Consider the following 24,643-nt stretch of genomic DNA (forward strand, 5'->3'; position numbering starts at 1 on the left):
TCCCGATGTCCCGACTCCCGCGCGTTCTGATTTGAGCGCGCTGTGATCAGGAGATACCCGGGCGGAAGCGAGCACCCGGACAAACTGTCCGGGTGCGTTCAGCGGGCGACCGGAACGGCCTTTTCGATCGCGTCCAGCATGACTGACCAGGGCAGATCCCGGCCCGGAGCAGACCGCGGTTCATGCAGCGGCCAAACGTCGTCACCGTAGAGCAGGTCCACGCCCACCCTCTTGAGGTTCTCGATGTGCATCGTCCACAACGGCTGACGCGCGTGTGCAGCGTTGATGCGTGGGAACACGATCACCGGCAAGTTCAGCGTCCCGATCGCCTCGTTCACTTGCGTCAGCGCCTGGTTGTCGGCGATGCCAAGGGACATCTTCGCGACCATGTTGGCCGTGGCAGGGGCGACCAGGTAACAACTCGGGGCCGGATGCGGGCTCCTCTGCGACGGTGACCGAGGCTCGACGCGCACCGCGTAGCCGGTGACTTGCTCGATCTCGTCGAGCTGACCGGTCTCGGCAAGCCAGCGACCGGCGGTGGGAGTCAGGGTGACCGCGACTGTCCAGCCTGCTTGCTGAGCGGGCTGGATCAAGCCCGGAACCAGGTGCTCGACCCCGCCGGCGCCGGAAGCGACCAGCCCGAGAACTCGCGACATTCGATTACCTCACCGCGCCGCAGCGCTCTGCCAGCGCGAGCAGCGCTGAGGACTTACCAGCCGTGGCCGGAGCACGCCGGTACATGGACCGCACCACCTCCCGCACCATAGTGTTGTGCCGGACGATGGTCTGCGACTTCTGCTCGGCCTGCAAAAGGACTTGAAGCGCGTCACCGTCCTTTGCGAGCAGACTCAACGCCCGCGCGAAGTCGATCAGGTACATGACCTGACGTTCCACCGGGAGATGGTCGACGTTGACACGCGGGGCGGTCTCGATCACCTGACTGACGTCCCCGAGGTCCAGGGCAGCGGACAACCGGCGTAGCTCGACATTGGCCGGGCCGAACCCGGTCTGCCAATAGTTCGCGTCCACGCCCAGCTGCTCAGCAGCAATTTCCGCGTGCCCGAGGAGGTCATTCGCCGTCGCCCGATCCTGGTGTCGTGCAGCCGCTACAGCCGTGCGGAGGTAAAGCATCCCGTACAAGCTCAGCGCAGCAGGGTCACCCTCTGCCATTCTCGGCAGCAGCCATTTCGCCGCGACGTCGCCCAGCTTAAGCGCGTCATCGAACCGGCCCATAGCCAGGAGCGCGTGCGTGCCGGAGCGAGCAGCCGACGCCAGGACCAACGGGTCGTCAGAGTCGTCCGCCGCTTGCATGGCGCGTTCGGCCGCGATCCACGCGAGGTCAGCTTCGCCGATCTTGCTCAACGTCGTCGCGGCCAGGTGATGAACCCGCGCCGAAACCGCCGCACAGGCCCGCTTGTACCCGTCGTCATCCGCCGAAGCCGCTTCCATCGCCTGCGCGGTCTTGATCAGGCCCGGCAACGCGGTGACGACCCGTCCGAGGTCGCCCTTCTGGTAACGCGACCAGGCACCTTCAACCAGTTTGCCGACCGGCTGAGGGTCGATGTACTCGGGCGACATGGCCGAGGAGAACAGCGTCCGCGACAACCGGCGCGGAGCCATCAGCGCGTCCCGGATCGCCGGGACGTCGTCGTGTTTGTCCTGCTCTTCCATGAGCACGGGTTCGCCGAGCAGGTCTCCCAGGGTCACTCGCAGCGCTCGCGCGAGATCGGCCAGGACGTCGAGTCGGCGGACGTCCCGCTGGCCGCGCTCGATCTTGCTCAGCCAGTTCTCGGTGCGGCCCACCAAGTCGGCAAGAACTGCCTGCGACAGGCCGCGCCGCCGCCGGTAGAACGCGATCCGCTCGCCGATGCTGAGATGGTCACCTGCACCACGCATCACGCTAGGTTAACAGGACTGATCCGCTTTGAGCCTGTGCTCTGCCACAGGGATGTGCGGCATCGCTTGCAGACAGGACAATGTGTAGCGCATCCTGGGTCGGCCATTCGTAGTCAATTTTCCGGACAATTGTAAGCCTGTCGAAATCCCCATAGGTCGGGTTCGCTCTCGATCGGAAATCCTCGTACCTTGGCGAGCGCGGGGGAAGTCTTCGGCTGAGTTGAGGTAGGGCGGGTGACAGGACTCCATCCCGAACGCCAGGTGTGACTACTTTCAGTAGTAACTCGCTACCGTTCGTATTGGGACCTCGGATCGGGATACAGGGCCGGGAGCTGCCGGAAGCGCGGGTCCGTGGCGGACCCAAAGGCACCGACCGGTCGGTCTCACTGCCCGAAGCCGCTCCGGTACGGTTCGAGAGATCGGGCAAAAAGGAACGTTACGGAGAATGATCCACGTGACCTGGAGCACTCGGGAGCTGGCCGAGTTGGCGGGTACGACGGTGAAGGCCGTGCGGCATTATCACCAAGTCGGGCTGCTTGAGGAGCCGGAGCGGCTGGCCAACGGGTACAAGCAGTACACGGCGCAGCATCTGGTGCAGCTGCTGCAGATCCGCCGGCTTGTCGATCTCGGGATGCCGCTCGCGCGGATCGCGCAGGTGCGGGCCGAGGGCGACGATCCCGGCCGAGCGCTGGAGATGGTCGAGTCCGAGGTGATGGCGACCATCGAGCGGCTGCAGCGGGTCCACGCCGAGCTGGCCGAGTTCCGGCGCTCCGGTGGGTCGGTCGACCTGCCGCCGGAGTTCGGTGCGGGGGCGAACGAACTCAGTCCGGGCGATCGGGCACTTCTCCTCGTGCTTTCACGGGTGCTGACCAAGACCGCGATGGACGAGATCCGGCAGATGGTGAACTCCGGGCTCTCCGCCGCCGAGCGCGAACTCAGCTGGTTGCCCGCCGATGCCGACACCGCGACGAAGGTCCGGCTCGCTGCCGACATCGCCGCGGTGCTGCGGGAGCGGGGGGATCGGTACGACTGGGTGGGTAATCCCCGGTTGCAGGCCTCGGACCGTGCCGAAAGCACCGTCGTCAAAGCGGTCAGCGAGTTCTACAACCTCGCGCAGCTCGAAGTGCTCTATCGGGCACATCTGCTCGTCACCGGCCAGGCCTACGGCGACCGGCTCCCGGCGGTGCTGACGGGCTGACCGAGTAGGTCCCCACCCGAATGCGGCCTGCGGGTCAGAAACCGTCGCACGAGGCGGTGGCGAAATTGCCCGAAGCGGTCGCGGTCTTCGCCGGCTTCCCGTCGACGACGACCTTGCAGGTGACGTTTCCGCCCTCCATTCCGGTCGTGACCGTCAGCGTGCCGCCCTTCACCAGTCCTTTGGTGGTGAGATCTTTCGACCAGGGTAGCGCTTTCGGCGTTTCCTGATTGGTGGTGAAATTGCCGTCGCCGAACGTGGTGTAGGCGACGGAGGCGTCCTTCGCGGTACCGGTTACGTCATAGTGCACCGTGACCGTGCGGTTCGCTTCGGTGGTCACATCGTTGACGGCCTTCGTGAACACCGCGGCCCACAGGATCGCGACGACAAGTCCGAGCACGGAAAGTACCAGGCCGGCGATGGCGAGGCCCTTGTTCGTGGCCTTGCCGGAGCGGGCGCGGGCGATTCCGAGCGCGGCGAAGATGATGCCCAGGATCACCAGCGGCCACGAGACGACCCCGATGATCGGAATGAACGAGAAGATCAGGCCGAGCAGCCCGAGAACGAACCCGGTGGTCCCGAAACCGTTCTTGGGCTGCGGCGGCTGCGGAGCGGGCTGGTACTGGGAATAGCTGGGAGCGGACATCCGGACCTCTCGTGCTCGATGTGTGCACGAAAAGGTCGTCTCGGACGGTGCGTTCGTTACACCGCACCCGGCGCCGGGGCCGTGATTTCCGGAACGCGAATGCCGTAGACATCACCGAGTCCGCCGCAGCGGGGACAGGGTTTGCGGTCGGGGTCCATGCCGGAACCCAGACATTCCGGGCAGGTCTTCGGTATCACGAGTCACCTCCGGTCCGCGGCGCCGGGGCGGCACCGTTGGTAAAGGTGATACCTGTAGCCAATGGCATACGTAAGCGCCGGATCTCAGCCGATCTGCCGGTCCAGGAATTCGTCCAGATAACGCCAGGTCGTACCGCGGGCGCGGCGGCCGGTCAGGACGCCGAGGTGCCCGCCGGGCGCGGTCCGGAAGGTCACGGACGGGGCATTGCCGAGCAGCCGCACCACCCGTTCCACGGAGGCGCGTGGTGCGATCGTGTCGTTTTCGCCGGCCACGACGAGCATCGGGGTCCGCACGTCGGACAAGCTGATCTTGCGACCACCGAGGTCCACGGTGCCCTCCGCGAGGTCATTGGTGCGGAACAAACGGTGGTACAGCTGCCCGAAAGTGCGCCCGGGATAGGCGTACATATTGCCCATGAAATGGTCGACCGCCTCGATCTGCGCGAGGTAATCGCGGTCGTCGAGGTTCTTCAGGATGGCCAGTGGCTTGGTGATCTCCTTGGAGATCCCGGTGGCCCGGAACACCCGGCTGACCACATAGGACGGTGCGCCGCCGAGTGCGCGGTACACCGGGGTCAGCAGGTGTCCGCCGGTCAGGTCCACCATCGGGCGCAGCGGCGCGACGATCGGGATCGCGGTGAAGTCCACCGGCGCGCCGATCGCGGTGATCGAGGCGATCGGCAGGTCCGGCCGGTCGGCGTCGGCCAGCATGGCGAAGATCCCGCCGAGCGACCAGGACACCAGGTGCACGCCCTGGCCGCCGGCGTCCGCGCTCACCTTGCGGATCGCGCGCGGCAGCACCTCGTCGATCCAGTGTTCGATGCCCAGCCTGCGGTCGGCGAAGGCGACCATACCGTAGTCCACCAGGTACACCCGGCGCCCGGCCGTCACCAGATGCTCCACCAGGCTGCAGCCCCGGCGCAGATCGAAGCACAACGCGGGCGCGGCCAGCGGCGGCACGAGCAGGATCGGCGGACCGGACGCCTCGGCCGCGCCGTGCGTCATCCGGTACAGCGAGCGGTTCGGGCCCTGGTCGATCAGCACCCGCGGCATCGGCCGCAGGTCGGCGACCCCACCGTGGAACACCTTGCCCACGACATTGGACGCCGCGGCGGCCAGCCGTGCCGGTGGGGAAACCATGTCGTGCCTCCTGGCGCTCGTCGTCTCCCGGCATTTTGCCGTGCCGACGAGCGCCGGTCCACCACGCCACACACAAGCCCCGCCAGGGAATCAGGCCACGCCGACACCCAGGTGCCGGGCGATCAGCATCCGCTGGACCTCGCTCGTGCCTTCGCCGATTTCGAGAATCTTCGCATCACGGTAGAAGCGGCCGACCGGCGATTCGTTCATGAAGCCGTAGCCGCCGAAGATCTGTGTGGCGTCGCGGGCGTTGTCCATCGCCGCGTTCGAGGCGACCAGCTTGGCGATCGAGGCTTCCTTCTTGAACGGCTCGCCGCGCAGCATCTTCGACGCCGCCTGGTAGTAGGCCAGCCGGGCGGTGTGCGCGCGCACCTCCATGTCCGCGATCTTGAACTGGATCGCCTGGTACTCGCCGATCCGGTGACCGAAGGCGACCCGGTCCTTTACGTAGGTCAGGCATTCGTCCACGCAGCCCTGCGCGAGCCCCACGCTGAGCGCGGCGATCGCCACCCGGCCTTCGTCCAGAATGGACAGGAACTGCGCATAGCCACGACCACGGCGGCCGACCAGGTTGTCCGCGGGCACCCGGACGTCCGAAAAGGACAGTTCGTGGGTGTCCGAGCAGTTCCAGCCGACCTTCGAGTACTTCGGCGCCACCTTGAACCCGGGGGTTCCCGACGGCACGATGATCGCGGAGATCTCCTTGCGGCCGTTCTCCATCACGTCGGTCACGGCGGTGACCGTGACCAGCCGGGTGAGGTCGGTGCCGGAGTTGGTGATGAACGCCTTGCTGCCGTTGATCACCCACTCGTCGCCGTCGAGCCGGGCGCGGGTACGGGTGGCGCCCGCGTCCGAACCGCCGCCGGGCTCGGTGAGCCCGAATCCGCCGAGCGCCTCGGCGGAGCACAGGGCGGGCAGCCACCGCGCCTTCTGCTCGGGCGTGCCGAACCGGTAAATCGGCATCGCGCCGAGCGAAACCCCGGCCTCCAGGGTGATCGCCACCGAGGAGTCCACTCGGGCCAGTTCCTCCAGGGCGAGGCACAGCGCGAAGTAGTCCCCGCCCATCCCGCCGAATTCCTCGGGGAACGGCAGGCCGAACAGGCCCATCTCGCCCATCTTGGCGACCAGGTCGTACGGGAACTCCTCCTTCTCGTACAACGGCCCGATCACCGGCGCGACCTCGGTGCGCGCGAAGTCCTCGACGGTCTTGCGCAGTGCTTCGTATTCCTCGTCCAGCCGGAAGTCGATCACGGCTTCTCCTCTCCGGCAGTCACCACGGCCAGCGTCTCGTCCAATGCGACCTGCTGTCCGACCCGGACCGGCAGCTCGCTCACCACACCGTCGATCGGCGCGGTCACGGTGTGTTCCATCTTCATCGCCTCGACGACCAGCAACGGCGCCCCGGCCTGTACCACGTCGCCCTCGGCGGCCTTGACCACCAGCACGGTGCCCGGCATCGGGCTCTTGACCGGACCGGCTCCCGCCGCCTCACCTCGCGCGGCGAGCGTGAACTCCTGGTCGGCGAACGCGAACGCCCTGCCCTCCCGCGAGAGCCAGACTGTCCTTTCCGGACCGTCCGCACACCGGTAGCGCTCGGTCCCGCCTGCCCGGTGAATTTCGAGCAGATCGCCTTCACGGTACGCGGAAACCTCGACCGGTTCTTCGTCGTCCACTTGCACCGAAGCCGCCGACGGTGTGCCGGTCACTCGCACCACCGCCTGGTTTTCCCCGGTACGCAGGCGGAAGGTCACGCCACCGGGAGCGCCGAGCCGCCAGCCCGACGGCACCTCCCACGGGTCCACCACCGCTCCGGCAGGCTCCAGCGAGAGCAGCCGATCCACGGCCGCGGCCACAAAGAACTCCGGCGGCACCGCCGGGGAGACCAATTCGGACAGTCGCCGGTCGACCAGTTCGGTGTCCAGGCGCCCGGCCCGCACGTCCTCGTCCGCAAGCAGTGCGCGCAGGAACGCGATGTTCGTGCCGACCCCGAGCAACGCCGTGTCGGCGAGCGCCCGGTCGAGCTTCTGCAGGGCGGCCTCGCGGTCCGGCCCGTACGCAATCACCTTGGCCAGCATCGGATCGTAGCTCGATCCGATCACCGCGCCGGGAGCCATCCACGAATCCACCCGGACGCCGGCGCCGGACGGCTCGCGCACGGCCAGCACCCTGCCGCCGGTGGGGATGAAGCCACGGGCCGGGTCCTCGGCGTAGACGCGGGCCTCGATCGCGTGCCCTTCGAGCCGCACGTCCTCCTGCCCGACGGTGAGCGGCTGGCCGGCGGCGATCCGCACCTGCCAGGCCACCAGATCCAGGCCGGTGACCATTTCCGTGACCGGATGCTCGACCTGCAGCCGGGTGTTCATCTCCATGAAGAAGAACTCGTCCGGATTGTGCGCGGACATGATGAACTCGACGGTGCCGGCGCCGACGTAACCGACCGAGCGGGCGGCCTCCGCGGCCGCGGTGCCCATCTTCTGCCGGGTCGCCTCGTCGAGCAGCACCGAAGGCGCTTCCTCGATGATCTTCTGGTGCCGCCGCTGCAGACTGCACTCGCGCTCGCCGAGGTGCAGCACGGTTCCGTGCGCGTCGGCCAGCACCTGGATCTCGATGTGCCGTGGGGTGGTGACGAACCGCTCGATCAGCAACGTGTCGTCACCGAAGGAACTCTTCGCCTCGCGGCGGGCCGACTCCACCGCAGCGTCCAATTCGGACTCTTCGTGGACCAGCCGCATGCCCTTGCCGCCACCACCCGCGGAAGGCTTGATCAGCAACGGATAACCCACCCGGGCAGCGGCTTCGGCGAATCCGCCCGCAGGTATGTCCACATCGGACGCACCGGGCACCACCGGCACACCGGCCGCGGAGACCGTGGCCTTCGCCCGGATCTTGTCGCCCATCTTCTCGATCGCCTCGGGCGGCGGGCCGATGAATTCCAGCCCCGCCTCGGCGCAGGCCCTGGCGAAGTCGACGTTTTCGGCGAGGAAGCCGTAACCCGGGTGCACCGCCTGTGCGCCGGTCACCCGAGCGGCATCGACGATCGCCGGAATGGACAGGTAGCTCTTCGCCGCTTCGGCGGGGCCGAGCCGCACCGCGGTGTCGGCCTCGCGCACGTGGCGGGCATCGACGTCCGCGTCGCTGTACACCGCGACGGAACGGATCCCGAGTTCGCGCAACGACCGGATCACGCGGACGGCGATCTCCCCGCGGTTGGCGACCAGCACAGTAGTGAACACGCTCATCACATCCGGAAGACGCCGTAGTTGACCTCGGGCAGGGGGGCATTGGCCGCGGCCGAAAGCGCGAGCCCGAGCACCGTGCGGGTGTCCGCCGGGTCGATCACGCCGTCGTCCCACAGCCGCGCGGTGGAGTAATACGGGCTGCCCTGTTCCTCGTACTGCTCGCGGATCGGGTCCTTGAACGTCTCTTCGTCCTCTGTGGACCATTCGCCGCCACGGCCCTCGATCGCGTCCCGGCGCACGGTGGAAAGCACCGACGCGGCCTGCTCCCCGCCCATCACCGAGATCCGCGCGTTCGGCCACATCCAGAGGAACCGCGGCGAGTACGCCCGGCCGCACATCGAGTAGTTCCCGGCGCCGAACGAACCACCGATGATCACAGTGAACTTCGGCACCCTGGCGCACGCCACGGCGGTCACCATTTTCGCGCCGTGCTTGGCGATACCGCCCGCCTCATACGCGCGACCGACCATGAACCCGGTGATGTTCTGCAGGAATACCAACGGGATCGAACGCCGGTCGCACAGCTCGATGAAGTGCGCGCCCTTCATCGCGGATTCGGCGAACAGCACGCCGTTGTTCGCGATGATGCCGACCGGATGCCCGTGGATGTGCGCGAATCCGGTGACCAGCGTGCTGCCGTATTCCTTTTTAAACTCCGAGAACCGGCTGCCGTCCACGACCCGCGCGATCACTTCGCGCACGTCGTAAGGCGTCCGCGAATCGGTGGGCACCACGCCGTACAGCTCGCGCGGATCGGCTGCCGGCTCCTCGACCGGCCGCACGTCCCACGGCCGCGGCGTGCGCGGGCCGAGTGTGGACACGATGTCGCGGACGATGCGCAAGGCGTGCGCGTCGTCGGCGGCGAGGTGGTCGGTCACTCCGGACTGCCGGGAGTGCACGTCGCCGCCGCCCAGCTCCTCTGCGGTGACCACCTCGCCGGTCGCCGCCTTCACCAGCGGCGGGCCGCCGAGGAAGATCGTGCCCTGATTGCGCACGATCACCGCTTCGTCGCTCATCGCCGGCACGTACGCGCCGCCCGCCGTGCACGAACCGAGCACCGCGGCGATCTGCGGGATGCCGCGCGCGGACATGGTGGCCTGGTTGTAGAAGATCCGGCCGAAGTGCTCACGGTCCGGGAAGACCTCGTCCTGCCGCGGCAGGAACGCGCCGCCGGAGTCGACCAGGTAGATGCACGGCAGATTGTTGTGCAGCGCGACTTCCTGCGCCCGCAGGTGTTTCTTCACCGTTATCGGGTAGTAGGTGCCGCCCTTGACCGTGGCGTCGTTGGCCACGATCACGCATTCGCGCCCGGACACCCGCCCGATCCCGGTGATGATCCCGGCCGCGGGCGCCTCGTCCTCGTAGAGCCCGGTCGCCGCCAGCGGCGACAGCTCCAGGAACGGCGAACCCGGGTCGAGCAGGGTGTCCACCCGGTCTCGGGGCAGCAGCTTGCCGCGCTCGACATGCCGGGTCCGGGACTTCTCCGGCCCGCCGAGCCGGGTCGTGGCCAGACGCTTGCGCAGGTCTTCGACAAGCTCACCGTGCGAGGCGACGCTGCGGGTGAAGGTATCGCTGCGCGGGTCCGCGGAACTGCGCAGTACCGGCGTGTCCATGGCTCTCCGTCGAGACGTTAGCGGTCGTTAACTCCTCTTCGAGGTTAGTGGTCGTTAACCAGCCTGTCCAGTCCGGTTGCACTCAGTGTGCCCAGGGCAACTGCGGGGCTTCAATCTCGGCGTCACCCAGCAGTGTCTTGACCAGGCCGCGACTCGCGCGGCGGCAGACGACGGCCGGTATCCGGGCGATCCTCAGTCGGAGACCGCGTCCGAGATCCAGGACGCGACCGGCAGATCCCGGTCGAGACATTCCACCGACAGCCGGATGGTCCAGCGCAAGGCCTGCAAGACCAGGCTGTCCACCTCGTTCGGCGCGGCGCTGGCGAGTGCGATCTCCACCTGCTCCCGCGCGGCGGCGGTGTTGCCGTGCACCTCGGCCAGCAGCGTGCGGACCGCGGTGCGCACCGGCGGATCGGCCTGATCGATGGACACCTCTTCGCCGTCCTCGTCGAAGACCTGGACCTTGACCGGGGCGGTGCCGCCGTCACCCAGCGTGGACACCATCGCGCTGCACTCGCCGAACAGCAGCATCATCAGCGCCTTCGTCTCCTCGGACCGGGCGTCCGGCTCGTCGGCCGACGGCATGACCTCGTCGAGTGCTTCGGCGTCTTCGCCAAGGCTGATCGCGACGAGCGCACGCTGCGCCTTCTCGACGAGCCGCTGCTCGTCTTCGCTCCGGTCGGGGGTCACGTGCCTATCAAACACCAGCACCGGCACTCGTGGGGATACCCCGAAATCCGGGTGCTCAGCCCGCCGCGGAAAGGGCACCGAGCGCAAGCCGGCACAGCAGATCGGCCAGCTCGCCGTCACCGAGATGGCGGTTGTAGGGGGTGGAGTTGATCAGGCCGAACACGGCGTGTGCCGCCGACCGGGCCTGCCGCTCGCCGAGGCCCGGCCGCGCCGCGCGGATCGCCCGCACCCACACCTCGACGTACTGCCGCTGCAGGGCCCGCACCTGCTTGCGGTCGCTGTCGGTGAGGTTCGCCAGATTGCGCTCCTGGACGGTGATCAGGGCCGGGTTGTCGAGGGCGAAGTCGACGTGGAAGCGGACCAGCGCGCCGAGCAGCTCCTCCGGCGTGCCGCCCGCCTCGGCCCGCGCGGTACCGCCGGTCAGCAGGAAGTCGCTGATCGAGCCGAGCATCTCGCCGAGGATCGCGTCCTTGCTGCGGAAGTGCCGGTACAGCGCGGGTCCGGAGATGCCGACCGCGGCACCGATATCGTCGATGCCGACGCCGTGGAAGCCGTGGTGGGCGAACAGCTCGGCGGCGGCCGCCATGATCTGTTCCCGCCTGTTCGCCTTCTCGCCCTGCACGAGTGGGGTGGGATTCGCCCGCATCGGGCCATAGTAGGACCGGGTGTTAGCGGGCACTAACCTCCGGTCGGACTTTCGGGTTGAGCCAAGTGGGGCAACCTGCCCCTTTTGAGGTGCCCGTGGGGATTGCGCATGAATATTGCTTGACTCCGTCAAGTTGATGCGCCCCGGGTTCGGTACAGGCTGTGATCCCGGGGAGGGTGCAGAGCATGCCGGCACCGAAGAAGTACAGCGACGAGCTGCGTGAGCGGGCGACGCGGATGGCGTTGGACGCGATCGCGGCCGAGGGGTGGCGGATGGCGGCGATCCGCCGGGTCGCGGGCCAGTTGGACGTACACCCGGAGGCGTTGCGGACATGGGTCAAGCACGCCGAGATCGAGCCGGCACGGCGCCCGGCCGCACCAGCAACGATGCGACGCGGATCACTGAGCTGGAGCGCGAGGTGCGTGAGTTGCGGAGGCGAACGAGATTCTGAAGATGGCTTCGGCGTTTTTCGCCGCCGCGGAGCTCGACCGCACAATCAAGTAACTCCGGACGATTCCGCGCATCGACGGGAGGTTCCGCTCGCGGCGGTCGTCGATGATGGTGACGGCCACCGCGAGCGGGCTATTGAGGGGAAGAAACCCGGGGCCGAGTCGATCTGCGCGGTCGTGAACGACGCGGGCGTGCAGATCGCCCCGAGAACGTAGTGGACAGCCAAGAAGCGCGCACCGTCACAACGCGCTGTGCGGATGCGGAACTGCTCACCGAGATCGGCGCGTGTTCCGCAAGAATTACGACGTCTACGGGGCGCGGAAAATTCATGCACAGCTCGACCGAGAGGGCGTGCGCGTGGCTCGCTGCACAGTCGAGCGGTTGATGCGCCGCTCAGGCCTGCAGGGGCTGCAGCGCGGCAGGCAACCCAGGACAACTATCGCAGCCGCGGCCTCGCCGTCTCCGGCGGACCTGGTCGACCGGCGCTTTCCGCTGATCGCCCGAACCGGCTCTGGGTCGCCGACATCACCTATTTCCGGACGCTTTCCGGATGGGTGTATGCCTCGTTCGTTATCGATGTTTTCTCCCGAATGGTCGTGGGCTGGGCCTCCACCTCGCTACACACAAATCTCGCCCTCGACGCGTTGGAGATGGGAATATGGAGCAGAAGAAGAGCTGGACACGACGTGACCGGCGTCGTCCATCATTCCGACCGCGGAGTTCACTATCGTCCGCGGCCACGGCTGGCAATCGGTCCACGATGTCGAGATCGCAGTCGCCGAATACGTCGACTGGTACAACCATCGCCGCGTCCACGGCGAGCTCGGCCACCGCACCCCAGCCCAGGCCGAAGCCCGCCACCCAGCGCCACGCTATGATCAACACCTGGAGCCTGCCCTGGCTCGGTGACAGACAACGAGACCTGCACCAGACCCGGGGCGCATCAAGTTGACACGACAGGAGTGACCCATGTCTGCTGCCACCCGTCCACGATCACGAAACCTCGTCCGGATGTGCGCGACCCTGGGGGTCGCTCTGCTTGCTTCACTCGGCATCGCGGGCACCGCGAACGCCGTCCGGGCCACCAATTACGTCGCGCTCGGCGATTCCTTCGCCTCCGGAGTGGGCGCCGGGGACTACGGCAACTCGGGCGACTGCAAACGCAGCGCGAACGCCTTCGGACCGCTGTGGGCCAACGCCCATTCGGGCACCAACTTCACCTTCCTCGCCTGCTCCGGCGCCAAGACCGGCGACGTGCTGAACCAGATCAGCTCGATGCCTGCGAACGCCACACTGGTCACGGTCACCGTCGGCGGCAACGACGCCGGCGCCACCGACGTGATCATGACGTGCACCTTCAACGACGACCAGACCTGCATCAACCGGGTGAACACGGCGAAGTCCTACCTGAAGAACACTCTGCCGGGGCTGCTCGACAAGGTGTACGCGGCGGTCAAGGCCAAGGCGCCGAACGCGAAGCTCGTCGTGCTGTCCTACCCGCGCTTCTACACCGTGCCGGGTTCGTGCGCCGTCGGGCTGAGCGACACGAAGCGGTCCGCGATCAACTCCGGCGTGGACGCGCTGGACTCGGTGCTGTCCGCGCGCGCCGCGGCGGCCGGGGCGAAGTTCGTGGATGTCCGCCCGGCCTTCAACGGCCACAACATCTGCTCCGCGGCTGGTGACTACCTGCGCAGTCTCACCCCCCCGATCGACGAGTCCTACCACCCGACCGTGGCAGGCCAGCGGGGCGGCTACTACGCTCCGCTCACTGCCGCGATCGGCTGATTTTTCCCGCTGTGAAGGGACCCTTCACGGACTCTGCGTCCGTGAAGGGTCCCTTCACAGCCGTTCAGCCGAGGAGTGACTTGACGAGCGCGGCGAGCTGGGCAGTTTCCAGCAGGAACGAATCGTGGCCGTGCGGGGAGTCCAGCACCGCGGCGGTGGTCCCGGTACCGGCGGCGATCCGTTCCGTCTGGTACGGCGGGTACAGCCGGTCGCTGTGCACGCCCGCGGCCACGACCCGGGCGGTGATCCGGCCCAGTGCGGCGGCCACCCCGCCCCGGCCGCGGCCCACGTCGTGGGTGTTCATCGATTCGGTGAGCCGCACGTAGGAGCCCGCGTCGAACCGGCGGGCCAGCTTGTCCGCGTGATGGTCCAGATAGGACTCGACGGCGAACCGGCCGCCCCGCAACGGATCCTCGGCCTCCTGCGGACTGCTGCCGAATCGCACGGCCAGTTCGGCCTCGCTGCGGTAAGTGGTGTGCGCGATCCGCCGGGCGATCCCGAGCCCAGTGTGCGGACCCTCCCCCGGCTGGGCCGAGTAGTAGTCGCCGCCACGCCAGCCCGGATCGGCGCGTATCGCGTGCAGCTGCGGCGAAGCCCAGGCGATCTGTTCCGCGGAGGCCTGCGCGGTCGAGGCCACCACGAGCGCCGAGGCAACCCGGCCGGGTAATGAAATCGCCCATTCGAGGGCCCGCATACCGCCCATCGACCCACCGGCCACGGCGGCCCAGCGCTCGATGCCGAGCGCGTCCGCCAGCGCTGCCTCGGCACGCACCTGGTCCCGCACGGTCACCGCCGGGAACCGGCTGCCCCACGGCCTGCCGTCCGGATCGGGGGAAGCCGGCCCGGTGGAGCCCTGGCACCCACCGAGCACGTTCGCGGCGACCACGAACACTTCGTCGGTATCGAAGGCTTTGCCCGGCCCGACCAGCCCGTCCCACCAGCCGGGGCTCGGGTGTCCCGGCCCGGCCGGACCGGCCACGTGACTGTCGCCGGTGAGCGCGTGCTCGATCAGCACCGCGTTGGACGCGTCTGGGGCGAGAGTTCCCCACGTCTCGTAGGCGAGGGTGTAGCCGGGCAGCACACCGCCGGCCTCCAGCGCGAGCGCGCCGGGACCGGTGAACCACTTCCGCCGCCCGGGCGGATCCCCGGCCCGCCACGCGCCGGTGGCGGGCACGGGATCGGTCACAGGTCCGCCTTTGCGGCGCGGAACCCCGCTTCCAGGTCGGCTTTCAGGTCCTCGAGCCCTTCAAGGCCGACGGCCAGCCGGACCAGCCCCGGGGTGACGCCGCTGGCCAGCTGTTCGTCCGTGTTGAGCTGGCTGTGCGTGGTGGACGCCGGGTGCACGATCAGGCTCCGCACGTCGCCGATGTTGACCAGCTGGCTGTGCAACTCCGTGCCGTCCACGAACTTGCGGCCCGCATCCGCGCCGCCACGCAAGTCGAACGACAGCACTGCGCCCGCACCGCGCGGCAGGTACTTCTGCGCGGCCGTGTAGTGCGGGCTGGACGGCAGACCGGCGTAGTAGACCTTCTCGACCTCGTCTCGCTGCTCCAGCCACTCGGCGAGCGCCTGCGCGTTGGAGACGTGCCGCTCCAGACGCAACGACAGCGTCTCGATGCCCTGCAGGATCAGGAAGCTGTTCAACGGGGCGATCGCCGCGCCCGTGTCGCGAAGGATCTGAACGCGCGCCTTCGCTGCGTACGCACCCGGGCCGAGCGCTTCCCAGTACTTGAGGCCGTGGTAGCTCGGGTCAGCCTCGTTGAACCCGGGGAAGCGGGCCGGGTCTTTGCCGAAGTCGAACGTGCCACCGTCGATCAGCAGGCCGGCGACGGTGGTGCCATGGCCACCGAGGTACTTCGTGGCCGAGTGCAGGACGACGTCCGCACCGTGTTCGATCGGCCGCAGAAGGAACGGCGTGGGCACGGTGTTGTCCACGACCAGCGGTACGCCCGCTTCGTGGGCCGCGTCCGCGACCTTGCGGATGTCGAGCACGTTGCCGCCCGGGTTGGCGAGCGTCTCGGCGAAGAACAGCTTCGTGTTCGGCCGGACCGCGGCCCGCCACTGCTCGGCGTCGTCCTGGTCGTCGACGAAGGTGACCTCGATGCCGAGCTTCGGCAGCGTGTAGTGGAACAGGTTGTAGGTGCCGCCGTAGAGCGAAGGGCTGGACACGAAGTGGTCGCCCGCGCTGGCCAGGTTCAGGATCGCCGCCGTGGTGGCGGCCGAGCCGGAGGCGAACGCGAGCGCCGCGACCCCGCCTTCCAGCGCGGCGACCCGCTGCTCCAGCACGTCCTGGGTGGGGTTGTTGATGCGGGTGTAGATGTTGCCCGGCTCGGCGAGGCTGAACAGATCGGCCCCGTGCTGGCTGTCCCGGAAAACGAACGAAGTGGTCTGGTAAATCGGCGTCGCACGGGCTCCGGTGGCCGGGTCGGGGGCCGCTCCCGAGTGAATCTGCTTGGTTTCGAAGGACCAGGCCGCGGTGTCGTCCGGCATCGGTTTCTCCTTGCGGGTCAAAGGGTTGGGCATGACCCGGCGGGGAATCGGATCGGCCACGACGCTAACCGCGCGGACCGTCCCACCCTACTGTTCCCATGAGCTGGGAGAAGCCGGTAATCGGGTGGCACAACCGGTTGGGGTGTCCCGCGAGTGGCGCAGCGGCCGCGGTCTTCTACCGTTGAGCGGGAAAGACGGAGGTGGCAGTGGTCTCGGTGCGCAGTGTGGTGGACCGGGTCGGGCCGACGTTGCTGCACGCGCTGCAGCTACCCGAGGACTGCCCCGCGGTCGGTGACGTGGTGATCGCCGAACCGGGTGCCCCGTCCGGGCTCGCCGCCGGGGATCTGGTGCTGGGCGTGGCCACCGCGGAGCCGGCGGACGCGGTCGAACTCGTCCGGGTGAGCGCCGCGCAGGGCGCCGCGGCTGTGCTGCTGAAGCCGCCGCTGGCCGCCAAGCAACCGGTGCGGCGGGCGGCGAAGGCGGCCGGGATCGCGCTGATCCAGGTGCACGCGGCGACCTCGTGGGCCCAGCTCGTGTGGCTGCTGCGCACGGTCCTCGACGCACTGGCCGACGAATCCGAATCGCTCGAAGAGGGCGGTGATCCGGGCTCCGGCGACCTGTTCCGGCTCGCCGATGCGGTTGCCTCGGTGGTGGACGCGCCGGTGACCATCGAGGACACCAACTCCCGGGTGCTCGCCTACTCCGCCCGTCAGGATCTCACCGACCCGGCTCGGGTGGCCACGATCATGGGCCGCCGCATCCCGGACGACGTGCTCGCCAGGTTCCGTTCCCGCGGGGTGTTCCGGGAGCTTTCGCGCGGACGGCAGACGATCTTCGTGCCTGCCCAGCGCGACGGCACGCTCCCGCGGCTGATCGTGCCGATCCGGATGGGCGGCGAGTTGCTGGGGTCGATGTGGGCGGTGGTGACCGGCCCGGTGCCGGAGGAGCGCGCCGCGGCGTTCGCGGACTCCGCCCCGGTCGTCGCACTGCATCTGCTGCGGCGGCGAGCGCACACGGACGCGCAACGCCGGGCGTCCGCCGAGCTGCTGCGGGCGGTGCTGGAAGGCCGTGCCGCGCCGCGCCGCGCGGTCGCCGAGCTGGACCTGTCCGACGAACCGCACCGAGTCGTGGTCATCGAGGTGACCGGCGGCGACGGCCGGGACGCCGAAGGACTCCAGCTGGCCTTGCTGGAACGGATCTCCCAGGGCGTCGGCCGCCGCCCACCCGCGACGGAGCTGGGCGGGCTGCTGTACGCCGTGGTCCCCGACCGGGCCGGCCCTGGCGGCTGGCCCGAACTGCGCGATGCCCTGCGCGCACAACCGGCCTCCCGCCGTGGCGGAGTGCCCCGCGCCGCCGCGGGCGCGCCCGGAACCATTGCCGCGCTGGCGGTTTCACGCGCCCAGGCGGACGAGGCGATCGGCTTGCTGCGCGCCGGATTGGTCGAAAGTCGTGTGGTGGCATACGACGAGGTGTGGACCGCCCTGGTCCTGCACCGCGCGGCGACCGGAGCCGCAGCCGCGCGCGTCGCCGAACTCGGTCCGCTCGGCGTCCTGCAGGAACACGACGAGGCAAGCAGGACGGGGTACGTCGACACGCTTTATGAATGGCTCCGCCACCCCGGCGACCCGCGAGCGGCCGCGCAACAGCTGCGTATCCACCCGAACACCTTGCGGTACCGGATGAAACGGCTTCTCGACCAGGTGCCGCTCGATCTGGAGGACCCGGACGTCCGGCTGGCGCTACTCACCCAGCTGATCGCACTCCGCTGGAGCTGACCCGGGCCTTGTTCACGCGATCAGCAAGGTTTTCCCCACTGTGCCACGGGATTCGATCGCCGCATGCGCGTCCGCCGCGCGTTCCAGCGGGAACCGCTGGCCGATCACCGGGCTGAGCACGCCGGCCGCAGCCGCTTCGAGCGCGGCTTCGGTGAACCCACGCAACGCTTTCGCGTCACCAATGGAACGAACCAGCGTCACGTCCCGGGCCTGAGCGTCCTCTTCGGACACTTCCGCCCACGAGCCGCTGGAGAGTCCGTAGATCGCCATCCGGCCGCCAGGACGGAGCAGAGTGAACGCGGCCGTGCCGACCGGACCGCCGACGCCGTCGAAGACCACGTCGACCGGCCCGGCAACGTCCGGCCAGCCGGGATCGGTGTAGTCGACCGCCAGGTCGGCGCCGAGGTCGCGGGCCTGGGCAGCCTTCGCGGGGCCACCGGCGGCGGCCACCACCTCCGCGCCCGCCGCCTTCGCCAGCTGCACCAGCAGGCTGCCCACACCACCGGCGGCAGCCTCGACCAGTACGCGGTCACCCGCGCGTACGTCCGTCGCGTGCATAAGGCCGGTCGCGGTGCGGCCGTCGGCGAGCAAGGCCACCGCCACATCGAGGCTCAGCGCGTCAGGCACCGGGAAAACCAGCGCCGCGTCGGCCACGGCCCGCTGGGCATACCCGCCGCGACCGCCGGTGGAGGTGACCACCCGGCGGCCGACCAGCGCCGGGTCCACGCCCGTGCCGATGCGGCTGATCACGCCGCCGACGCCGTTGCCGGGGACCATCGGCAGCTCCGCCGCGTACGGTCCGGATCCGGTGGCCCGGAACTGGGTCTCCACGAACGTGATGTTCGCGAACGCCACTTCGATCAGCACCTGCCCCGGACCGGGCACCGGATCCGGGGCCTCCCCCGCGACCAGCACTCCAGGCCCGCCGAACTCCCTCAGCCACACCGCGCGCATATCCCGCCCTTCCGCCTCGTCACCGCCGCGGGACAGCGAACTACCTCAAGTGCGCTCGATGTCAAGGGCTTGTTTCGGGAGCACTACGAAATGCCCTGAAAACTGTGACTGGAACACGATGACACCACTGTCCGGGTGTATCACCGTGAGTGGCAGCACCTCGAACCAAGCCGCCAGGAGGCCGCCGTGCGTATCGCCGTTCCCCGTGAGATCAAGAGGCACGAGTACCGGGTCGCGCTGACCCCGGCCGGTGTGCACGAACTGGTCGGCCGCGGACACGACGTCTTCGTCGAGACCCAGGCCGGCGCCGGTTCCTCGATCACCGATGAGGAGTACGTGGCCGCGGGCGCGAAGGTGCTGGCCACGGCGGAGGAGACCTGGTCCGAGGGCGAGCTCGTGCTCAAGGTCAAGGAGCCGATCGCCGACGAGTACCCGCGGCTGCGCAAAGACCTGGTGCTGTTCACGTACCTGCACATCGCCGCGGACCGGCCACTGACCGACGCGCTGCTGTCCTCGGGCACCACGGCGATCGCGTACGAGACCGTACAGAAGCCGAACGGCGCGCTGCCGCTGCTGGCCCCGATGTCGGAGGTCGCGGGACGGCTGGCGCCGCAGGTGGGCGCGTTCGCGCTGATGAAGCCGAGCGGTGGCCGTGGCGTGCTGCCCGGCGGTATCCCGGGCGTACACCCGGCGCGCGTTGTGGTGATCGGTGGCGGCGTGGCCGGCCTGAACGCCGCACGGGTGGCGCTGGGCCTCGGCTCGGACGTGGAGATCCTGGACACCAACGTGGACCGCCTTCGCCAGATCGACAACGACTTCGGCGGCCGTATCCGCACGGTGACCTCCAACCGGCTCTCGGTCGAAGAAGCCGTGCTGGAAGCCGACCTGGTCGTCGGCGCGGTGCTGGTGCCCGGCGCGAAGGCGCCGAAGCTGGTGTCGAACGATCTGGTGTCCCGCATGAAGCCGGGCAGCGTGCTGGTGGACATCGCTATCGACCAAGGCGGCTGCTTCGCCGACTCCCGGCCGACGACGCACGACGACCCGACCTACCGCGTGCACGAGTCGGTGTTCTACTGCGTCGCGAACATGCCCGGCGCGGTGCCCCGTACGTCGACGTACGGCCTCACGAACGTGACCCTGCCCTACGCCGTGCAACTGGCCGACCACGGCTGGCAAGCCGCCCTGTCCGCGGACCCGGCGCTGGCCCTCGGCCTCAACACGCACCACGGCGCGCTGACCAACGCACCGGTCGCCGCCGCGCACGACCTGCCGCACACGGCGCTGGAGACCGTCCTTTCCTGACCCGCTTTCCCGACCACAAAACCATCTGGCGACGCGAGGGGCCTCCGCATTACGCAGCGGCCCCTCGCGATCGGATACGGGGCAGCGGATCCCCGGACAAAAAGGGGCGACCCGCTCAACCAGCCTGGGGGTCACTGGGAGCGGGCCGCCAAGTACCAGCTTAGGTAATAACGTGCCGCCGCGCCTCCCCGGGGGGCACATCCGTCCGGCTGCGTTTTCCTGCCCCAAGGGCCAACTGGCGGTGCTCTTTCTGCACATGCCGGGCAAAACACGTCGTCAGGCGTAGTTGTCAGACCTGCGTGGCAGCGACGGGAACTCCCCGGCCGGTGATGAACATCGCTCGTCCGGCACACTGCGGCAGGCACCATCGGGCCCGCGCGGCGGGCGTCCGGGAATAAATTGTCGGTCCTGGTCCCTAGATTTGTGACGTGAGCACCACAGCGACGCCTGCGCGTCAAGACCGTCCGGTTTCCGGGACGGCGCCCCGGCCCACCGGCTGGGTGCGCCGCCTCTGGGCCGCATGCTGGCAGCACCGCGGCGTGGTCGTGCTGGCCATGACGGCGGCAATCCTGAGCGTCGGCGTGCAGGCCGCGAGCCCGCTGCTGGTGCGCTCGGCGGTGGACGGCGCGGTGGACGGGCACACCGCGCAGCTGACCGGGATCGCGATCGCGCTGGTCGCCTTGCAGGTGGTCGCGTTCGGTTCGGCGTTCCTGCGCCGGTACGTGGGCGGCCGGCTCGCGCTGGACGTGCAACACGATCTGCGCAATCAGGTGTTCAACGCGGTGTCCCGGCTCGATGGCGGCAAGCAGGACGCATTGCGCACCGGGCAAGTGGTCTCGCGGGCGATCTCGGACCTGCAGCTCGTCACCGGGTTGCTCATGCAGGTGCCGTTGTCGGCCGGGTCGGTGATCTTCGCGGTGCTGTCGCTCGGCGCGATGCTGTGGATGTCGCCGCTGCTGACCGTGATCGCGTTGATCGTGGCGCCTGCCGTCGGGATCGTGGTGACGTTGAGCAGACGGCGGCTGTTCCCGGCCACTTGGTCGGCACAACAGCGGGCAGCCGACGTCGCGCAGCAGGTAGAGGAGACCGTCACCGGCGTACGCGTCGTGAAAGGCTTCGGACAGGAAGCGCGCGAGGTGTCCCGGCTGGAGCGTACGGCGCGGAAGCTGTTCGCCGAGCGGCTTCGCGCGGCGAGGCTGTCCGCCCTGCCCACTGCGACCACTTCGGCATTGCCCGCGGCCGGGCAAGTAGCGGTGCTGGCCATCGGTGGCATGCTTGCGTTGAACGGGCAGATCAGCCTCGGGACCTTCCTCGCCTTCGCGACCTACCTGGCCATCTTGATCGGGCCGGCGCGGATGTTGTCCAGTCTGGTCGTACAAGCGCAGCTGACGCGCGCGGGTGCGGAGCGGGTGTACGAGCTGATCGACGCGCAACCCGAGGTCGTGGACAGCCCGGACGCGCGGCCGTTGCCCGAAGGGCCGCTCGGGGTGGAGCTGTCCGACGTCCGGTTCGGGTACACGCGCAGCGATCCGGTGCTAGACGGGCTCACGCTCACCGCGCAGCCGGGCGAGACGCTCGCGCTGGTCGGCACGGCGGGGTCCGGCAAGTCCACGATTTCCTTGCTGCTGCCCAGGTTCTACGACGTGCACGACGGTTCGGCGCGGGTCGGCGGAGTGGACGTGCGGGACGTGCCGCTCAAGCAACTGCGGCAGTCCATCGGCGTGGTTTTCGAAGAGGCGTTCCTGTTCTCCTCCTCGATCCGCGACAACATCGCCTACGGGCGACCGGATGCGAGCGACGAGGAGGTCTTTGCCGCGGCTCGGGCCGCCGAAGCCGACGAGTTCATCCGCGCGCTGCCCGAGGGGTACGCCACCGAAGTCGGCGAACGCGGGCTCACGCTGTCCGGTGGGCAGCGTCAGCGGCTCGGCCTCGCCCGCGCGCTGCTGACCGACCCCCGCGTGCTCATCCTCGACGACGCGACGTCCGCGATCGACACCGTCACCGAGGCCGCCATCCACGAGACCCTGCGCGCGGTCACCGCGGCGCGCACCACGTTGCTCGTCGCGCACCGTCGCTCCACCCTGCAGCTGGCCGACCGGATCGCGGTGCTCGACCAGGGCCGGGTGGTCGACGTGGGCACCGAGGCCGAGCTGCAAGCGCGGTGCCCGCTGTTCCGCGAACTGGTCACCGGGCCAGGCGACGACGCAGAGGAACCGCATCGGCACAGCGTGCTCAACCGGGGCGCGGACGGCCGTACCCCCGAGCTGTGGCCGGACGTGGGCGAGACCGACGAAGTCGACGCGCTCGGCGAAGCCGCGCACGTACGCGGTGGCGCGGAAGGCGGCGGATCGGGGTTCGCCGGAGCGGGAGCGGACGTGCCGCCGACCCCGGAGCTGCTGGAGGGCGTACGGAAGCTGCCACCCGCGGTGGACCGGCCACGACTGTCCGAAGTGGACGCCACGACACCCGATCCCGGCTTCCGGCTCGGGCGGCTGCTGCGGCCGGTGCGGTGGCCGCTGATCGGGGTGATCGCGCTCGTCGCGGCCGACGCGCTGGCTTCGCTCGCGCTTCCCGCGCTGTACCAGCGAGGGGTCGACCACGGCGTGCTGCCCGGCGCCGCGGGCGTGGTGTGGACGCTGGCCGCGGTGGGCGCGCTGGTCGTCGCCGCGGACTGGTTCGTGGTGCACGGGCAGACCAAGCTCACCGCGCGAGTCGGCGAGACCGTGCTGTACTCGCTTCGCGTACGTAGTTACGCGCACCTGCAGCGGCTGGGGCTCGACTACTACGAGCGCGAGCTGTCCGGGAAGATCATGACCCGGATGACGACGGACGTCGACGCGCTGTCGACGTTCCTGCAGACCGGCCTGGCCACCGCCGTGGTGAGCGCGCTGACGCTCGTAGGCATCGCCGTTGCACTACTGGTCACCGATGTCGCGCTGGCCGCGTATGCGCTCGCCATGCTCCCCCTGCTCCTCGTCGCCACGCTCGTGTTCCGACGGGTCGCTTCGCGCGCGTACAACGAGGCGCGCGACAAGGTGAGCGTGGTCAACGCCGACATGCAGGAGAACGTCAGCGGCCTGCGCGTGGCCCAGGCGTACACCCGCGAAGAGCGCTCGGCCGCCGCGTTCGCTTCGCGCAGTGACGAGTACCGACGCTCACGGCTGCGCGCACAGCGGTACGTCGCGACGTACTTCCCGCTCGTCTCGCTGCTGTCGGACCTGGCGACGACCACGGTGCTGGTGGTCGGCGCGCACCGCGTCGCCGCGGGCACGCTGGAGGCCGGCGTCCTGCTCGGGTTCCTTCTCTACCTTCAGCAGTTCTTCGCGCCGATCCAGCAGCTGTCGTCGGTATTCGACGGCTACCAGCAGGCGCGGGTCGGCCTCAGCCGGATCAGCGACCTGCTGCGTACGCCGACCTCCGTGCCGACTGCCGAAAAGCCGGTCACGCTGCCCGCCCACCTGTCCGGCGAAGTGCGGTTCAAGGACGTCGGGTTCTCCTACGCCAGTGTCGGCACGCCCGCGCTGGAACGGCTGTCGCTCGACGTAGCCCCTGGTGAGACTGTCGCGTTGGTCGGCGCCACGGGTGCTGGGAAGTCCACCGCCGTCAAGTTGGTCGCGCGCTATTACGACGCCACCGACGGTGCCGTACTGATCGACGGCGTCGATGTCCGCGAGTACGACTTACCCGGCCTGCGCGCGCGAATGGGCGTCGTCCCCCAGGAGGCGCACCTGTTCTCCGGCACCGTCGCCGACAACGTCCGCTACGGCCGCCCCGACGCGAGCGATGCCGAGGTCGAAGACGCCGTACGCGCCGTCGGCGCGCTAGAAGGCGTAGCCGCGCTACCCGCCGGCTTCCACCAGCCGGTCGGCGAACGCGGCCGCTCCTTGTCCGCCGGGCAACGGCAGCTCGTCGCCCTGGCCAGAGCGGAATTGGTCGACCCGGACGTCCTGCTGCTGGACGAAGCCACCGCCGCCCTGGACCCCGCGACCGAAGCCACCGTGCTCCGCGCCACCGAAAGCCTGTCCCGGCGCCGCACCACCTTCGTCGTCGCACACCGCCTGGCCACCGCAGCGAAAGCCGACCGCATCGTGGTACTCGACCACGGGCGCATCGCCGAACAAGGCACTCACGAGGAACTCCTCAGCGCCGGCGGTCCCTATGCCCGCCTGTGGGCGCTGGGCTGAGCGACGATCACCCCGCGTAAGGCAGTTCCCGCCAGCGAAGGTCCCCCCAGCCGGCCGTGGTCACGTCGGCGGGATCGGCCCAGCGGGTCGTACCGGGCCGGACGTGGGTGCCCGGGCCGATGGACCAATCCGGCGCGGCGGGCTCCACATGCTCGAACTCCTCGATGCCGGCCGGGGTGTGCCAGACCACGGAGCAGGTGTCGCACATCAGCACGACCGCGCCGTTCTCCGTCACAAGCGGGCGGATCAGGCCTTCGTCCCAGAACGAGGGACATTCGATCAGCCACATCGCGCACACCACCTCGTCGGCCTGGGAGACACCGTGCCGGACGGCACCGGCCCGGGCGCCCTTGAACGAACAGGCCGCATCCTCCACCGACGGAGTGCACCGCCGGCCAGTGAACTTGGTGCGCACGTGCGGCCAACCCGGCACCAACGTTG

The 24,643-nt window shown here is 69.1% G+C and carries 18 protein-coding genes and 1 pseudogene; 6 read left to right on the forward strand and 13 right to left on the reverse strand.

Features of this window, described 5'->3' with window-relative positions; translation table 11 throughout:
* Window positions 1-98: 98 nt before the first annotated feature.
* Both D5S19_RS20835 and D5S19_RS20840 read right to left on the reverse strand, forming a co-directional pair.
* A complete protein-coding gene (locus tag D5S19_RS20835; RefSeq protein ID WP_120025031.1) occupies window positions 99-656 on the reverse strand; it encodes a flavoprotein in 558 nt (185 codons plus the stop codon).
* 4 nt (window positions 657-660) lie between these two features.
* On the reverse strand, window positions 661-1,896 hold the full coding sequence (locus D5S19_RS20840) for a helix-turn-helix domain-containing protein (RefSeq protein WP_120025032.1): 1,236 nt from the start codon (window positions 1,894-1,896) through the stop codon (window positions 661-663).
* Window positions 1,897-2,350: 454 nt separating this feature from the next.
* Here D5S19_RS20840 and D5S19_RS20845 point away from each other — a divergent pair, with 454 nt between their 5' ends.
* Window positions 2,351-3,094, forward strand: coding sequence for a MerR family transcriptional regulator (locus D5S19_RS20845; RefSeq protein WP_158605581.1), 744 nt, complete (start codon window positions 2,351-2,353; stop codon window positions 3,092-3,094).
* Between the two features lie 34 nt (window positions 3,095-3,128).
* On the opposite strand, the gene D5S19_RS20850 is transcribed toward D5S19_RS20845, so the two are convergent.
* The 7 genes from D5S19_RS20850 to D5S19_RS20880 form a co-directional block, all read right to left on the reverse strand.
* Window positions 3,129-3,737 (reverse strand): MmpS family transport accessory protein, encoded by a 609-nt coding sequence (locus D5S19_RS20850; protein WP_120025034.1) that lies wholly within the window; start codon window positions 3,735-3,737, stop codon window positions 3,129-3,131.
* Window positions 3,738-4,018: 281 nt separating this feature from the next.
* Window positions 4,019-5,074 (reverse strand): alpha/beta fold hydrolase, encoded by a 1,056-nt coding sequence (locus tag D5S19_RS20855; protein WP_120025035.1) that lies wholly within the window; start codon window positions 5,072-5,074, stop codon window positions 4,019-4,021.
* A 90-nt stretch (window positions 5,075-5,164) separates the two neighbouring features.
* A complete protein-coding gene (locus tag D5S19_RS20860) occupies window positions 5,165-6,325 on the reverse strand; it encodes an acyl-CoA dehydrogenase family protein (protein ID WP_120025036.1) in 1,161 nt (386 codons plus the stop codon).
* The gene (locus tag D5S19_RS20865; protein ID WP_120025099.1) at window positions 6,322-8,307 is read right to left on the reverse strand and encodes an acetyl-CoA carboxylase biotin carboxylase subunit; all 1,986 of its coding nucleotides are present in this window, start codon (window positions 8,305-8,307) and stop codon (window positions 6,322-6,324) included. The genes D5S19_RS20860 and D5S19_RS20865 overlap by 4 nt, the downstream gene beginning before the upstream one ends.
* A gap of 5 nt (window positions 8,308-8,312) precedes the next feature.
* Complete coding sequence (locus D5S19_RS20870) at window positions 8,313-9,926, reverse strand: carboxyl transferase domain-containing protein (RefSeq protein ID WP_120025037.1); 1,614 nt, start codon at window positions 9,924-9,926, stop codon at window positions 8,313-8,315.
* A gap of 192 nt (window positions 9,927-10,118) precedes the next feature.
* Complete coding sequence (locus D5S19_RS20875; protein WP_120025038.1) at window positions 10,119-10,616, reverse strand: hypothetical protein; 498 nt, start codon at window positions 10,614-10,616, stop codon at window positions 10,119-10,121.
* Window positions 10,617-10,671: 55 nt separating this feature from the next.
* Window positions 10,672-11,262 (reverse strand): SACE_7040 family transcriptional regulator, encoded by a 591-nt coding sequence (locus tag D5S19_RS20880; RefSeq protein ID WP_199730606.1) that lies wholly within the window; start codon window positions 11,260-11,262, stop codon window positions 10,672-10,674.
* A gap of 185 nt (window positions 11,263-11,447) precedes the next feature.
* On the opposite strand from D5S19_RS20880, the pseudogene D5S19_RS20885 reads away from it, so the two are divergent.
* Together D5S19_RS20885 and D5S19_RS20890 are read left to right on the forward strand one after the other, a co-directional pair.
* Window positions 11,448-12,621, forward strand: a pseudogene (locus D5S19_RS20885) (IS3 family transposase).
* Between the two features lie 102 nt (window positions 12,622-12,723).
* On the forward strand, window positions 12,724-13,497 hold the full coding sequence (locus tag D5S19_RS20890) for an SGNH/GDSL hydrolase family protein (RefSeq protein ID WP_120025039.1): 774 nt from the start codon (window positions 12,724-12,726) through the stop codon (window positions 13,495-13,497).
* 64 nt (window positions 13,498-13,561) lie between these two features.
* Here the strand turns inward: D5S19_RS20890 and metX are convergent, their stop codons facing one another.
* Together metX and D5S19_RS20900 are read right to left on the reverse strand one after the other, a co-directional pair.
* Entirely contained in the window at window positions 13,562-14,683 is a 1,122-nt protein-coding gene (gene metX / locus D5S19_RS20895; RefSeq protein WP_233574065.1) for a homoserine O-acetyltransferase MetX, read from the reverse strand.
* Window positions 14,680-15,987 carry a bifunctional o-acetylhomoserine/o-acetylserine sulfhydrylase gene (locus D5S19_RS20900; protein ID WP_120025040.1) on the reverse strand — a complete coding sequence of 436 codons (1,308 nt, stop codon included), beginning with the start codon at window positions 15,985-15,987 and terminating at the stop codon, window positions 14,680-14,682. Before D5S19_RS20900 ends, metX begins: the two co-directional genes overlap by 4 nt.
* Window positions 15,988-16,193: 206 nt before the next feature.
* Here D5S19_RS20900 and D5S19_RS20905 point away from each other — a divergent pair, with 206 nt between their 5' ends.
* Window positions 16,194-17,762 carry a PucR family transcriptional regulator gene (locus D5S19_RS20905; RefSeq protein ID WP_120025041.1) on the forward strand — a complete coding sequence of 523 codons (1,569 nt, stop codon included), beginning with the start codon at window positions 16,194-16,196 and terminating at the stop codon, window positions 17,760-17,762.
* A 12-nt stretch (window positions 17,763-17,774) separates the two neighbouring features.
* Here the strand turns inward: D5S19_RS20905 and D5S19_RS20910 are convergent, their stop codons facing one another.
* Window positions 17,775-18,716, reverse strand: a complete 942-nt coding sequence (locus D5S19_RS20910; protein ID WP_120025042.1) for a zinc-binding dehydrogenase — start codon at window positions 18,714-18,716, stop codon at window positions 17,775-17,777.
* Between the two features lie 186 nt (window positions 18,717-18,902).
* Here D5S19_RS20910 and ald point away from each other — a divergent pair, with 186 nt between their 5' ends.
* Together ald and D5S19_RS20920 are read left to right on the forward strand one after the other, a co-directional pair.
* Window positions 18,903-20,018 carry an alanine dehydrogenase gene (ald, locus tag D5S19_RS20915; RefSeq protein WP_098513433.1) on the forward strand — a complete coding sequence of 372 codons (1,116 nt, stop codon included), beginning with the start codon at window positions 18,903-18,905 and terminating at the stop codon, window positions 20,016-20,018.
* Between the two features lie 428 nt (window positions 20,019-20,446).
* Window positions 20,447-24,202, forward strand: coding sequence for an ABC transporter ATP-binding protein (locus tag D5S19_RS20920; RefSeq protein ID WP_120025043.1), 3,756 nt, complete (start codon window positions 20,447-20,449; stop codon window positions 24,200-24,202).
* 7 nt (window positions 24,203-24,209) lie between these two features.
* Here the strand turns inward: D5S19_RS20920 and D5S19_RS20925 are convergent, their stop codons facing one another.
* A complete protein-coding gene (locus D5S19_RS20925) occupies window positions 24,210-24,578 on the reverse strand; it encodes a hypothetical protein (protein ID WP_233574066.1) in 369 nt (122 codons plus the stop codon).
* Window positions 24,579-24,643: the final 65 nt, after the last annotated feature.

Source organism: Amycolatopsis panacis, assembly GCF_003600245.1.
In the GTDB taxonomy this organism is placed as follows: Bacteria; Actinomycetota; Actinomycetes; order Mycobacteriales; family Pseudonocardiaceae; genus Amycolatopsis; species Amycolatopsis sulphurea.